Here is a 13,657-nt window from a genome sequence, read left to right on the forward strand (position 1 = left end):
AACATGATGCAGATCCTCTTTTTTGTTATCGTAACACTATTAAAGCAAAAGGAGTGCCGGTATTAATGGGCATTTCCTTTTGCTTTTATACGAAAAAGTACAGCTAATGCTGCAATGGCTGCAACAGCTGCCAAAATATAAAATTGCATGCTTGGAATTTCCTTGCTTAACACGGCCATTATTGGCGGTCCTGCTGCAACACCAATGAACCTCATCGAGCTGTAAAGACTTGTTATGGTCCCTCGTTCTTCCTTTTCAATTCCCTCGGTTATTAAAGCATCCAATGGTGGCAGACTTGCTCCAATCCCAATCCCAGATATGGTTAATACCCCAATGATATACCAAAGATTATCATTAAAGCTCAGAGCAATAGTTCCGATTATGATAAATACAATCCCAGTAAAGGTAATCCATTTCATCAAATTTTGATCCTTTTTAATCTTTTTACCTGTTATAAAGGAAGTCAGGCATAAGGCTCCAAGTGGAATAGCCAAGTACATCCCTTTTTTTAAGTTTTTTATATGATATTTTTTTTCTAATATGTCTGATAGGTAAAACTGCTCTGCAAAAAGGACAAACATGATAATGACACCAATGAAAAAAATAGCATACAGCCATTTTTTGTCTTTTTTCATCACTTTTTTTGTATGTTGAATAAATACCCTGAATGGAGGAGGTTCGCTAGGTCCACCAGGCACCTTAACAAAGATTATAATAAGAAGAATGGAAATCAGACAAAAAACTGGAATTGCCCAAAACGGCATGAACCAAACAATCCCGGCAATAACCGCCCCAAGAACAGGGCTGAGCACCTTACCAAGCGTGTTGGCCGTTTCAATAATACCTAATGTACTGCTGATTTCTTCTTCTTTTTTGAACATATCCCCAACTAAAGGCAATACAATTGGAAATGCGCCTGCTGCCCCTATCCCTTGCAAGGCCCTGCCTGCAAGGATAATCCAATAAGAGTTCTGTATTTTCCATGCAGCAAATCCACATATCACACCACCAATTCCGGCGATGATTAAGCTTGGGATTATGACTTTTTTTCTGCCGATATGGTCTGACAGATATCCAGCTACAGGTATCAGCAATATCGCCAAAATACTGTATACGGTAATGATCATACTCACCTTAAAGGATGATATGCCAAGCTGACGCTCAATGTTCGGCAAAACAGGTATCAGCATACTATTGCCAAGTGTCATCACTAAGGGGATAGAAGAAATAGACAAAATAGACATTTTTGTTACCTTTATTTTGTTGCTTTTATCGGCAGTGCCTTTTTTTGTTTTCTCCTTTTTATCCTGTTCATCACTAAAACTGAAAAAGCCTTTTTCCTCATTTATGTGATCCATTTAAATTCTCCTTGATTTAAATAGTGCTGACTAGTAATAATATGTACGTGAACATTAGCAATTACACTGAGATTTTTAGGAAATAAGCAGAAATTAATCCTATTCGCTAAGTAATAAATAACGGTATAATAAAAGGATAAAAAAGTATAAAGGAGGACAACATGAAGGGAGACATTATCACATTAAGTGTTGGCAAGCCGAAAACCTTTGATTGGAATGGGAAGCAAGTTTCCTCAAGCATCGGTAAAACAATTGTAGACCAATGTTATTTAACATTTGACAGTTTTGCAGGGGATGGTGTCGCAAATGAAGATTTTCATGGCGGCAGAGAAAGGGCAGTATGCTTTTACCCTTATGAGCATTATGCGAATTGGGAAAAGCAATTCAACGTAAAGCTGGAACCACCAGTGTTTGGCGAAAATATTTGTGGTACTGGCTGGCTTGAAAAAGATACATATATTGGCGATGTTTTTTCGATTGGAGATGCCATTGTGCAAGTTACGCAAGGAAGAATTCCGTGCAATACAATCTCTAAATACAATAGTGTCCCTACATTCTTGGCTCGTATTGTTGAGACTTGCTATACTGGTTATTTCATGAAGGTGTTAAAGGAAGGGAAGATTGAGTCTTCGTCCCAGATTGTTCTGCTTGAGCGCAAACAAGAGGATATTTCTGTTTGGGATGCAACAAGAGTAATGCTGCTGGACCGCAAGAATAAGCCAGAGGTCGAAAGAATGCTTAAGCTTGAGGATTTAGCAGAGGATTGGTCAAGCCGCTTTCAAAAAGCATTGCAAAAATAGAAATTCTTTCTTGACAATCTAATTCATGTCTTTTATGATAAGTATAACATAAATACAAGCGATGACGAAGAGTAGTAACTATTGATGGGAACTTAAGAGAGCTGATGGTTGGTGTGAATCAGTGTTACATAATAGTGAATGGACTTCAGAGCTTCTAAACCGAAACCTAAATTGGAAGTAGGCTTTAGCGAAATGTCTCAACGTTATAAGAGACCGAAATATGCGCCAACGATTTTTGAGTGCATTATTTCTTAGAGTGAGCTTATTAACTAAGCTAATGAAGGTGGCACCACGGGTTTCTCGTCCTTTTTTATAGGAGAGAAGCCCTTTTTGTGTCTTTTTTTATAAACATTTTTCATAATAAAATCAATGATTAAGAGTAGTAAGCTAATATGTCTGGTGTAGAGAGTCGGTGGCTGGTGAAAACCGATCCAGAGAATTAGCTGAATGGACTTATGAGTGCTGGTCTGAAACTTTAGTAGGGCTCGCCGGTTTCCACCGTTAAAAGGATAGAATATTATTGTATTCGAAAAGAGAGAGTGTTTACACTCTAACTGAGGTGGTACCGCGGTTTTATTAATCGTCCTCTACTATGCATTGCTTAAGTTGCAATTCATAGTAGGGGACTTTTTTATTGCAAATAAACGCTTTGATATGGAGGAGACGAAATGAAAACGACAGGGAGCCAAATGGTGATTATTGAAAAATTGGAAGGGGATACGCTAACCCCAATCAGCATTTACCAAAAGTTAACAGGGGCAAAGAAATTTCTTCTCGAAAGCTCATTGAAACACGAAGCCTCAGGTAGATATTCTATTATAGGCTGTGACCCTGTTTTTGAGTTGATCGGCAATGGAGCGAAAACAACGCTTCTAAAAGCAGGCAGTACAGAGGTTTATGAGGAAAAAGCGTTAGAGCTTGTGAAGAAACTGCTTCCAATGCATGATGTCAATTTACCATTTGGACTTCCGATAAATGCTGGAGCGGTTGGTTATGTTGGCTATGATAATATCAGGCAATACGAAAATATCGGACCAGTTGCGAAGGATGAGCTAAAGCTGCCTGACGTGCATTTAATGTTTTTTGAAGATTTTGTGATTTTTGACCATTTGGAACAATCTGTCTTCTTGGTTGCTTCCCCGCTCTGTGAGACAACAACAGAAGCAAGTCTTAAAGCAAGGCTTGAAAAAAGGAAGCAGGAAATTGAGGCATCCTACACAGAAGTACCTGAAGATGTTCAGTTATCGGCCTTTAAGGCTTCTGTTACAAAAGAGGAATTCGTCGAAAAGGTCAAAAAGGCTAAGGAATATATTACAGAAGGGGACATATTCCAAGTCGTGCCATCCCAACGGATGTCAGCAGACATAAAAGGCTCAAGCTTTTCCTACTACAGAAAGCTGCGTGTGAAAAACCAGTCACCATATATGTATTATCTTGATTTTGTTGATTACGCGATTGTCGGCAGTTCACCAGAAAGCTTAATTAAAGCGACTGACGGAACGGTTATCACAAATCCGATTGCCGGAACAAGACCCCGCGGAAAAACCGTTGAAGAGGATCAAGCACTTGAAGCAGACTTGCTTCAAGATGAGAAGGAATTAGCTGAACATAAAATGCTTGTTGACCTTGCCAGGAATGATGTTGGAAAGGTCAGCCAGTTTGGAAGCATTGCTATTGATAAATACATGAAGGTCGAAAAATACAAGCATGTCATGCATATCGTGTCAGAGGTTAGCGGGCAAATCAAGGATGGACAGTCAAGTGTTGATGCCCTTGTATCCTGTCTTCCTGCAGGAACTGTCTCAGGTGCTCCGAAAATAAGGGCAATGCAAATCATCTATGAGCTTGAAGGCGTCAAACGTGGAATTTATTCGGGAGCAGTCGGTTATTTCTCCCAAAATGGCAATATGGATTTTGCATTAGCTATCAGGACGATGGTTATTAAAGACAATAAAGCCTATATACAAGCAGGTGCAGGTATCGTGCATGATTCAGTGCCTGAAAAAGAATATGAAGAAACCATTCATAAACTAAAAGTATTCTTGGAGGGACTATCATGATTTTATTAATTGATAATTATGATTCATTTACGTATAACCTGTATCAATATTTAGGAGAATTAGGCGAAGAAGTAAAAGTTGTTCGCAATGATGAAGTAACAATTGAAGACATAAGGAAATTAAATCCAAGGAGTATCGTTCTTTCTCCAGGGCCTGGCCGTCCAGAAAACGCAGGCATCCTAATTGACGTAATTAAGAATTTGTATCAAGAATTTCCAATCTTAGGAATTTGCCTTGGCCATCAAGGAATTGGCTATGCATTTGGGGCAGAGGTGAATAAAGCAGCCAATATCATGCATGGAAAAACTTCTTACCTAAATAGTGTTCATACTAACACCATTTTTACGGATATTGCTAAGCCAATTGAAGTGATGCGATATCACTCCCTTGTAATAAATAAAGATACACTGCCAAGTGATTTTGAAGTATTAGCTGTGTCTAATGATGATCAAGAAATAATGGCAATCAAGCATAAAAACCATCCACTTTACGGATTTCAGTTTCACCCCGAATCTATCGGTACAGAAACAGGAAAGCAGCTACTAGCGAACTTTATTAAAGAAACAAGAAAGGGTGTATTAAAATGAAGCATTATTTGCAAAAGGTAATGAATCGAGAGTCGTTGACAGAAGCAGAAATGCTGGAAGTATCCAGAACATTTTTCACAAGTAGTGTTTCAGACAGTGAGCTTTCAGCCTTTATAACAGCATTAAAGCTAAAAGGAGAAAGTGTGGACGAAATTGTCGGCTTAGTGAAAGCTGTAAGGGAACAAACACTGAAATTTAGTCATATTGCTGGCTGTATAGATAATTGCGGTACTGGAGGAGACGGCTCTCACAGCTTTAACATCAGCTCCACATCTGCTTTCGTGTTAGCAGGAGCAGGCATTCCTGTTGCGAAGCATGGTAACAGAAGTGTTTCGAGTAAAACGGGAAGTGCAGATGTCCTCGAACACTTAGGAATCCATTTAAATGTTACACCTGAGCAAAATGAACAGCAGCTGAGAGACATCGGGATTACCTTCTTGTTTGCCCAGCATGTTCAGCCGAAAATGGGCAGAATCATGAAGGTAAGGAGAGAGCTTGGCATACCAACGATTTTTAACTTAATTGGTCCACTAACAAATCCGATTGAATTAGAAACACAGGTGCTTGGTATTTATAGACGAGACTTTACAGAGCTGTTCGCTGAAAGCTTAAAGCGATTAGGACGAAAAAGAGCGGTTGTTTTAAATGGTGCTGGCAGCATGGATGAAGCTTCCCTTCAAGGAGACAATGAACTGGTCATTTTAGAAGACGGCAAAATCAGAAAAATGAATCTTCATCCAAAAGAAGTTAACCTGTCCGTTTACAGCAATGAAGCGATCCGCGGCGGCGATGCAAAAGAAAACGCAGATATCTTATTGAGAGTGTTAAAGGGAGAAAAAGGCGCCTATAAAGATACAGTGTTATTAAATGCAGGTATCGGCATTTATGCAGCAGGAAAAGCAGCCAATTTGGAAGATGGTATAGAGCTTGCCAGAAACAGCATTGATAGTGGCGCAGCTTTATCTAAACTAGAGCAGTTAGTAGCGAACAGTTCATTGTACGAGAAAGCAGGGATATAAGATGGAAACTATTTTAGATAAAATCATTGCAAAAAAAGCAGATGTAGTAGAAGAATTAAAAAAACACAAAGCAGTGCTGCAAAACAGTCCTGAATTTCCAAAAAAATCATTTATCGAAAAGTTAGCAAATGCAGAGCAACTGGCTATTATTGCTGAATTCAAACGAGCCTCACCTTCCAAAGGGGATATTAATATCGGACTTGATCCAAAAGACCAAGGCTTAAAATATGCCCGGTACGGGGCGGACGGGATGTCTGTTTTGACAGATGGACCTTTCTTTAAGGGCAGCTATGACGATTTAGCAAGAGTCAGCAGCGCAGTATCAATTCCCGTTTTGTGTAAAGATTTCATCATAGACGAAATCCAAATTGACTTTGCAAAGCACCATGGCGCAAGTCTAGTGCTGTTAATTGTGGCAGCCCTTGATGATAAGAAACTCCAATCGCTGTATGAATATGCTGTAGGAAAGGACTTAGAGGTACTGATGGAAGTCCATAATGAAGAGGAGCTTGAGAGAGCTCTGCAAACAGACTGCAGCTTAATCGGCGTCAATAACAGAGACTTAAAGACATTTAACGTTTCCTTAGAAGTGACAGAACGACTTGCGCCAGCTATAAAAGGAGCAGGCAAGTATTTAGTCAGCGAAAGCGGAATTGCGACACAAGCAGATATTGACAGAGTGGTTGCAGCAGGGGCGAATGCCATTCTTGTTGGCGAAACGTTTATGAAAGCATCTAATCTTCGCGAAACATTAACTAGTATGAAAGTTAAGCTGTAAGGAAGTGAAAACATGAATGTTAAAATATGCGGAATAAGAGGAGCAGAAGAAGCGCTTTGCGCAGTACAAAACGGTGCTAAGGCAATTGGATTTGTGTTTGCAGACAGCAAGCGGAAAATTGAGCCTGAAGATGCACGAGTTATTATCGATAAGCTTCCTGAAGATGTATGGAAGGTTGGTGTGTTTGTAAATGAAACGAAGGAAAGAATTGAAGAAATCGTCCGAATTTCAGGCATCAATGTCATCCAGCTCCATGGAGATGAATCAAGTAAATTCGCGAAAGCCTTCCAATTACCAGTGATTAAGGCGTTTAGCATAAAAGGGGCAGAAGACTTAGCGGCAATCGCAGATTTCCAGTCCGATTATATTCTATTAGATAGTGCGCGCGAACGCTACTTTGGCGGAAACGGCAAAGTGTTTGACTGGAATATCGTGAAGGATTATGACTTTAAGGGAAAAAAAGTCATTCTTGCAGGCGGCTTGAACACAGAAAATGTTCGTTCAGCAAGCAATATGGTTAACCCATTTATGCTTGATGTATCAAGTGGTGTTGAAACAGACGGGAAAAAGGATTTACAGAAGATCGAGTTATTTTTAGGAGAAGCAATTCCTACATACTAAATAAGGAGGCAGCAAATCATGACAGTAAACTATTCATTTCCAGACAAAACAGGACATTTCGGGATCTACGGGGGCAGATATGTTCCAGAAACATTAATGACAGCAGTTGTTGAGCTAGAAAATGCGTATATGGAGGCAAAAAAGGACCCAGCCTTTCAAGAGGAATTAGATTATTTATTGAAGGACTATGTTGGCAGAGAAACACCGCTTTATTATGCAGAAAGACTGACAAAGCATTTAAACGGTGCGAAAATTTACTTAAAAAGAGAAGATTTAAACCACACAGGTGCACATAAAATTAACAATGCAATTGGTCAGGCACTGCTGGCAAAAAGAATGGACAAAACAAAGGTAGTTGCCGAAACAGGAGCTGGTCAGCATGGCGTTGCCACAGCGACAGCTTGTGCTCTGCTTGGATTAGAATGCACGATTTTTATGGGTGAAGAGGATATAAGAAGACAAAAGCTGAACGTATTCCGCATGGAGATGCTTGGTGCGAAGGTCGAAAGTGTTACATCAGGAAGTGCTACATTGAAGGATGCTTGTAATGAGGCATTACGCTACTGGGTGACAAACGTGATGGATACACACTATATTCTTGGCTCTGTTATGGGACCACATCCATTTCCAATGATGGTTCGCGATTTCCAAAGTGTAATCGGTACAGAGACGAAAGCACAGTTCCTTGAAAAGGAAGGAAGATTACCAGAAGCAGTCATTGCTTGTATCGGTGGCGGCAGCAATGCAATGGGAATGTTCTATCCATTTATTAAGGACGAGGAAGTGACCCTTTATGGGGTGGAAGCGTCAGGACACGGACTGCATACAGATAAGCATGCTGCATCATTAACGAAAGGGAAACCAGGTGTATTGCATGGCTCCTATATGTACCTATTACAGGATGAGGACGGACAAATTCAAGAGGCACACAGCATCTCCGCTGGACTTGATTATCCTGGAGTCGGTCCAGAGCACAGCTATTTAAACGATATTGGCAGAGTGAACTACGAGTCAGTTACAGACGAAGAAGCTTTCGAAGCATTGCAGCTGCTTTGCCGCCTTGAAGGAATTATTCCAGCATTAGAAAGCTCTCATGCAATTGCTTATTGCTTGAAGCATGCTCCAAAAATGAAGGAGTCAGAAGCGATTGTTGTTTGCTTATCAGGCAGAGGAGACAAGGATGTTAATACAGTAATGGATAGAATGGGAGTGACAGAATAATGACGACAATTGCTGAACGTTTTAACGAAGTTAAAAGAAATGGCGACAAAGCCTTTGTTCCGTATATTATGGCAGGCGACGGTGGCTTGGAAACATTAGAGGGAAAAATCAAATTTCTTGAAAATGCCGGAGCAACAGCAATCGAGCTTGGCATCCCGTTTTCCGACCCCGTTGCAGATGGACCAATCATTCAGGCTGCTGGAATTCGTGCACTTCAAGCTGGAACAACATTGAAAAAAGTATTTGATACTTTAGCGTCCTTTCGGGAGACGACGACAATTCCGATTGTCTTTATGACCTATTTAAACCCAATTCTGGCGTATGGTGTCGAGGCATTTTTTGCAGCATGTGAACAATCTGGCGTTAACGGATTAATCGTCCCTGATATGCCAATTGAGGAAGAAGGAATTCTGCTTTCCTCTGCAGAAAGTCACCAAGTCGAAATTATCCGCCTCGTAACATTGACTAGTTCAATCGACAGAATTGCGCAGATTGCCAAAAAAGGAAACGGTTTTCTATATGCAGTTACTGTAACCGGAATAACTGGTTCTCGTACAGTATTCCAAACACAATTAGGTGAACATTTGCTAAAAGTGAAGGAGGTAAGTCCAATTCCTGTGTTGGCAGGCTTTGGCATCTCAACACCTGAACACGTTAAGGAAATGACCCAGCATTGTGATGGCGTTATTGTCGGCAGCAAAATTGTCGAGTTGTTTCATAAGAATGAATTAGATGAAATCAAAAGCTTAATTGCCGCAAGCAAGAAGGTATCTGTTTAGGAATATCTGCGTGTAGCAAAAAAACTGGTGGATAAAACTGTCTGCCAGTTTTATTTGCGGTTTAGCAATTTATTGCTCGAATGTGTGAAACCCTTGCTAACAACCGCATAGTTGTAAGCAGAGTTTTCACTTTTTAAGTAAGCACAATTTATAAGCGGAAGCCTCCAGAAACATCTAAAATCTGGCCAGTTATCCACCGGCTGTCAGACGATGCCAGAAAGGCAGCAGCATCTGCAACATCTTCAACCTGACCTAATCTGTTAAACACAGAGGATTCGGTGGCAAATTTTCTTATCTCCAGATCATCCAGCAGCTTGATATTAATATCTGTTTTTGTATATCCTGGCATAATGGTATTAACTGTTATATCCCTTGGGCCAAGATGTTTGGCCAATGGAAGCGTCATTGTATTAAGCGCTCCTTTACTTAAGCCATAGCAAATCGAACCTGTTAAACCAATGCGGACTTCTGCAGAAGAAATATTAATGATTCGCCCCTTTTCTCTGAGTCTTGGGAATGCTTGCTGGATAAGAAAAAAGGGTGCTTTTAAATTTATATCGATGATTTCGTCAAAAATATTCTCTGTTGTGTCTTCAATCGTTCCTTGTGTGCCGATACCGGCATTATTTACTAAAATATCAAATGCTGCTGCACCAGTTCTATTGTGCAGATCTTCATCTAATTGTGCTATTAGCTTATGGACGCCATCTAATGAATGTAAATTAGCTTGTATAGCGAATGCATTTCCACCAGCAGACACAATCTCCTTAACCGTAATATTCGCAGCATCCTTATTGCTGCCATAATGGACAGCAACTAATGCACCTTCCTCAGCTAATCTTTTTGCAATAGCAGAACCGATGCCACGACTTGCTCCGGTTACTAAAGCGATCTTGCCAGTTAAATTCTTCATTTTCTAACCACGTCCTGATCTGTTTTTTTTTGAATTAAAAAGCATACATTCATTTTATTTTAATTCTAAGAAAACTGAATATATAATAATAAAAAGATCAGGCACTTTACTTATGATTTTAAAGGCAAATGGTTGTCTTTACTTTAAATAATAAGATAGGGGGAAAGTTCCATGAAAAATGCAGTCAAACTCGATGAAATTGATTATAAAATCATGAATGTATTATCTGAAAATGCGAGAATACCTGTTTCTGAAATAGGCAGAATCATCTCCATGACACAGCCTGCAGTTAAGGAAAGGATGAATAAGCTGGAGGAACAGGGGGTTATAGCCAGTTATAAAACAAAGTTCGCACCTTCTGCCATTAATAAAAGCATCTTAACGTTCGTTATGTTTAAAACAAGCAAGTGTGCCAATTTCGTTCAATACTGTAAGGAAGCACCTGAAGTAGTGGATTTATATCGGGTAAGCGGCGAATCAAATTATTTACTAAAAGTAATGACAGATTCAACAGCTACGCTTTCGGCGTTGTTGGAATCCTTAATGAAATTCGGATTATCACACCCGATAATCGTCATGAAAACAGAATTTGAAGAGAAAATCTCATTTGACGAATAATTAAAGTCGTTCCAATAGCAATAAAACCGACAGTGGGAATTGAAGAATAAGTAAATATAAATAAACTATGATGGAGGTAAAACATGATTGCGATTGTCCTTCTTACATTAGTTATTCTATTGATTCCATTTTTGTTTTTTTCCAAAAATCTAAAAAAACGAAGAAGCCTGCTCTTTTTAGGCTATATCATTTGTGCTGCACCGATGGTTTATGTGGTTATAGACGATATGTTAAATCAATACGAAGATGCAAACATTGGGTTAGGACTGGGGATATTTTTGACATGGGGCCTTACAGCCTGTATTTATTTAGGATGGGGCATTTTTTCTGTGATAAAAGCAATTCGTAAAGCTAATAAATAGATTTTGATTCTATTGTTAAACGAGTATATTGTGAATTGCGTCAATTAGCGAGAAGTATATAAGATGGATGTATATGGTTAGTTTTACTCAAAGCAAGTGACTACAAAACGTTCCTTAGGCATAAGTATTTAAATTAGCGTATCTTTTTGTTTTAAAACAATAGGAATCTTAGTGAAATGGAGCGGAGGCCACTCGACTTCGAATGAAAATAGAGGACGCTTTAGACCCCGCAGGCGCAGACGAGGACCCACTCGCTTTTCCCGGGGAAAGCAAGTGGGTGCAGCGCAATGAAACGAACTAATCTTAAAGCAAAGAATGTTGTCTGTAAAAAGTTAGGGAAAACATTTGTAAAAACTAATGACATTAGTTAAAATGTTAATTAGATTAGTTTTGATATTGAGAGGAGCAATATGATGAAAATAACGAAAATTGGCAATGTTTATCAACTTGCCTTCATGCCCAGGTTTTTTCCTGTTAATTGTTATTTTGTTGAAGAAAAGGACGGCTTGACCTTGATTGATTGTGCACTACCTTACAGCAGCAAACATATCCTTGCTGCGGCTGAGAAATTGAATAAACCGATTACTCGGATTGTATTGACACATGCTCATGATGATCATATTGGATCATTGGATGCTCTTAAGGAAGCACTGCCACATGCGCCTGTCTATATTTCGAGAAGAGATTCACGCCTTTTAAGAGGTGATAAAGGACTTGAGTCAGGTGAGCCTGACACACCTATTCGCGGAGGAGTACCGAAAAAGATAATGACGCAGCCAGATATATTGTTAGAGGACGGTGATGAAATAGGCGACTTACTGACAATCTCAACTCCTGGACACACTCCAGGTTCCCTATCCTTTTTTGATAAAAACACAAGAGCGATCATAACAGGTGATGCCTTACAAACAAGAGGTGGAGTCGCTGTTGCCGGTCAACTTAATCCACTGTTCCCATTTCCAGCGTTTGCGACCTGGAATAAGGAGCTTGCTTTAAGCAGTGCAAAATTATTGCTTGAATTATCTCCTCAAGTTCTCGCTGTCGGCCATGGTAAGATGATAACAGAGCCAACTGACCTAATGAAAAAGGCAATAGAACGCAGTCAAAAATAAAGAGAAGTTTGAAAGGAAGTTCCAACATGTCGCCAAGACCCGGACTCGATTTACAACTGATTTTAGAAACCGCCACAAAACTCGCCGATACACACGGGCTTGAAGCAGTTACGTTAGCTACATTAGCTAAAACGCTGCACGTTAAATCTCCGTCCCTTTATAATCATGTTAAAGGATTACAAGTTCTAAGAGTCGAAATGGCAAAATACGGCTATAAGCAGCTGAATGACCAGTTGGCTGAAGCTGCCATTGGCCGCACTCAAGATGCCGCTGTTCATCATCTCGGTAAAACGTATGTTAGCTTTGTCAGAAGGCACCCTGGACTATATGAAGCAATGCTTCGTACACCTCGTGCCGCTGACGAGGAGCTTGCAGCAATTCAAAGCAGAAGTATTCAGATCGTACTTCAGGTGATGAACGAATACAAGCTTGGCGAGGAAGAAACCCTGCATGCTGTTAGGGGATTAAGAAGTATTCTGCATGGTTTCGCTTCCCTCGAACAGAACGGGGAATTTGGTTTGCCATTAAAGCTTGACGTAAGCTTAGAGATGACCTTAAATGCTTATCTTGCTGGTATTAAAGTAAATGAATTGTCATAGGTAATGGTTGTTTGGCTTAATGTGTTATACATATATGAGAACTGGTTAGGTATGTATTTGTTAAGTCAAACGCCATAGGTTTGTTTTATGTATGACTAGATATACATGCTGTGAAAAAACCAAAAATTTGACAGAAACAACCGATTATACTAAATTAATAGTGAATTAACAATTCAATATTGGGAGGTGTTCTGTATCCAAGCAAAAAAGGAAGAAGTAAAAAACCAAATAGAAGCTGCCGCATTAACAGTATTTTTTGAAAAAGGTTTTATAAAGGCTAAAATGAGTGATATTGCAGAAGAGATTAACATTTCAGTCGGCAATATTTATACGTATTTTAAAAACAAAAATGAGTTATTTTACACAGTAGTTCCACCTTCTTTAGTTGATTATTTGCAAAAGATATTAGTGGAAAGCATACATATCGTGAATCAGAAGTTTTTTGACGGTACGAATGACAAAGAAGCCGCGATTTATCAAGAACAAATCCATTTATTAACGGAGTATCATAGGCAAATTGTTATTATTTTTGAAAAAAGTCACGGTACTGTTTACAGCAATGCAAAGAATGAGCTGATAGAGTTAATGATCGAAACAAAAAAGCCGTACATGAAGAACACCTACAAAAAACACGATATTACCAAGGACGAGAATACAATTTTATTAACGATTCTTGCTAATAGTTTCGTCGATATGATATTGGATTTATTGAAACGAGAAATGAGCGCAGAAAGCAGAAAACGAATTTTTGAGATGCTAAGCATTTACCGACTGCACGGAATTAATAGCTTAAATGAATAGTAGTGATTCACCGATATACGTACATATTT

The 13,657-nt window shown here is 39.3% G+C and carries 15 protein-coding genes and 2 other annotated features; of the genes, 13 read left to right on the top strand and 2 right to left on the bottom strand.

Features of this window, described 5'->3' with window-relative positions; translation table 11 throughout:
• Window positions 1-62: 62 nt before the first annotated feature.
• Window positions 63-1,358 (bottom strand): MFS transporter, encoded by a 1,296-nt coding sequence (locus CEQ21_RS21520; protein ID WP_185766271.1) that lies wholly within the window; start codon window positions 1,356-1,358, stop codon window positions 63-65.
• Between the two features lie 161 nt (window positions 1,359-1,519).
• Here CEQ21_RS21520 and CEQ21_RS21525 point away from each other — a divergent pair, with 161 nt between their 5' ends.
• The 8 genes from CEQ21_RS21525 (at window position 1,520) to trpA (ending at window position 9,223) form a co-directional block, all read left to right on the top strand.
• Complete coding sequence (locus CEQ21_RS21525) at window positions 1,520-2,158, top strand: MOSC domain-containing protein (protein WP_185766272.1); 639 nt, start codon at window positions 1,520-1,522, stop codon at window positions 2,156-2,158.
• A gap of 52 nt (window positions 2,159-2,210) precedes the next feature.
• Window positions 2,211-2,469 (top strand) — a binding site (T-box leader).
• A 49-nt stretch (window positions 2,470-2,518) separates the two neighbouring features.
• Window positions 2,519-2,749, top strand: a binding site (T-box leader).
• A 77-nt stretch (window positions 2,750-2,826) separates the two neighbouring features.
• Window positions 2,827-4,218, top strand: a complete 1,392-nt coding sequence (gene trpE / locus CEQ21_RS21530) for an anthranilate synthase component I (protein WP_235907299.1) — start codon at window positions 2,827-2,829, stop codon at window positions 4,216-4,218.
• Window positions 4,215-4,805: an anthranilate synthase component II gene (locus tag CEQ21_RS21535; RefSeq protein ID WP_185766273.1), complete on the top strand. Its 591-nt coding sequence runs from the start codon at window positions 4,215-4,217 to the stop codon at window positions 4,803-4,805. The genes trpE and CEQ21_RS21535 overlap by 4 nt, the downstream gene beginning before the upstream one ends.
• Window positions 4,802-5,824, top strand: coding sequence for an anthranilate phosphoribosyltransferase (gene trpD / locus CEQ21_RS21540; protein WP_185766274.1), 1,023 nt, complete (start codon window positions 4,802-4,804; stop codon window positions 5,822-5,824). The genes CEQ21_RS21535 and trpD overlap by 4 nt, the downstream gene beginning before the upstream one ends.
• Window position 5,825: 1 nt before the next feature.
• Window positions 5,826-6,602 carry an indole-3-glycerol phosphate synthase TrpC gene (gene trpC / locus CEQ21_RS21545; RefSeq protein WP_185766275.1) on the top strand — a complete coding sequence of 259 codons (777 nt, stop codon included), beginning with the start codon at window positions 5,826-5,828 and terminating at the stop codon, window positions 6,600-6,602.
• Window positions 6,603-6,614: 12 nt separating this feature from the next.
• Window positions 6,615-7,223 (top strand): phosphoribosylanthranilate isomerase, encoded by a 609-nt coding sequence (locus CEQ21_RS21550; protein ID WP_185766276.1) that lies wholly within the window; start codon window positions 6,615-6,617, stop codon window positions 7,221-7,223.
• An 18-nt stretch (window positions 7,224-7,241) separates the two neighbouring features.
• Complete coding sequence (trpB, locus tag CEQ21_RS21555) at window positions 7,242-8,444, top strand: tryptophan synthase subunit beta (protein ID WP_185766277.1); 1,203 nt, start codon at window positions 7,242-7,244, stop codon at window positions 8,442-8,444.
• Entirely contained in the window at window positions 8,444-9,223 is a 780-nt protein-coding gene (gene trpA, locus CEQ21_RS21560; protein ID WP_185766278.1) for a tryptophan synthase subunit alpha, read from the top strand. Before trpB ends, trpA begins: the two co-directional genes overlap by 1 nt.
• A gap of 148 nt (window positions 9,224-9,371) precedes the next feature.
• On the opposite strand, the gene CEQ21_RS21565 is transcribed toward trpA, so the two are convergent.
• Window positions 9,372-10,136, bottom strand: a complete 765-nt coding sequence (locus CEQ21_RS21565; RefSeq protein WP_185766279.1) for an SDR family oxidoreductase — start codon at window positions 10,134-10,136, stop codon at window positions 9,372-9,374.
• A gap of 171 nt (window positions 10,137-10,307) precedes the next feature.
• On the opposite strand from CEQ21_RS21565, the gene CEQ21_RS21570 reads away from it, so the two are divergent.
• From CEQ21_RS21570 to CEQ21_RS21590, 5 genes are all read left to right on the top strand, one after another.
• Entirely contained in the window at window positions 10,308-10,754 is a 447-nt protein-coding gene (locus CEQ21_RS21570; protein ID WP_185766280.1) for an Lrp/AsnC family transcriptional regulator, read from the top strand.
• 83 nt (window positions 10,755-10,837) lie between these two features.
• Entirely contained in the window at window positions 10,838-11,116 is a 279-nt protein-coding gene (locus CEQ21_RS21575) for a hypothetical protein (RefSeq protein ID WP_185766281.1), read from the top strand.
• Between the two features lie 413 nt (window positions 11,117-11,529).
• Window positions 11,530-12,228: an MBL fold metallo-hydrolase gene (locus CEQ21_RS21580; RefSeq protein WP_185767373.1), complete on the top strand. Its 699-nt coding sequence runs from the start codon at window positions 11,530-11,532 to the stop codon at window positions 12,226-12,228.
• Between the two features lie 26 nt (window positions 12,229-12,254).
• Complete coding sequence (locus CEQ21_RS21585; protein WP_185766282.1) at window positions 12,255-12,827, top strand: TetR/AcrR family transcriptional regulator; 573 nt, start codon at window positions 12,255-12,257, stop codon at window positions 12,825-12,827.
• A 186-nt stretch (window positions 12,828-13,013) separates the two neighbouring features.
• Window positions 13,014-13,628: a TetR/AcrR family transcriptional regulator gene (locus tag CEQ21_RS21590; protein ID WP_185766283.1), complete on the top strand. Its 615-nt coding sequence runs from the start codon at window positions 13,014-13,016 to the stop codon at window positions 13,626-13,628.
• Window positions 13,629-13,657: the final 29 nt, after the last annotated feature.

It is taken from the genome of Niallia circulans (assembly GCF_007273535.1).
Classification (GTDB): domain Bacteria; phylum Bacillota; class Bacilli; order Bacillales; family Cytobacillaceae; genus Niallia; species Niallia circulans_B.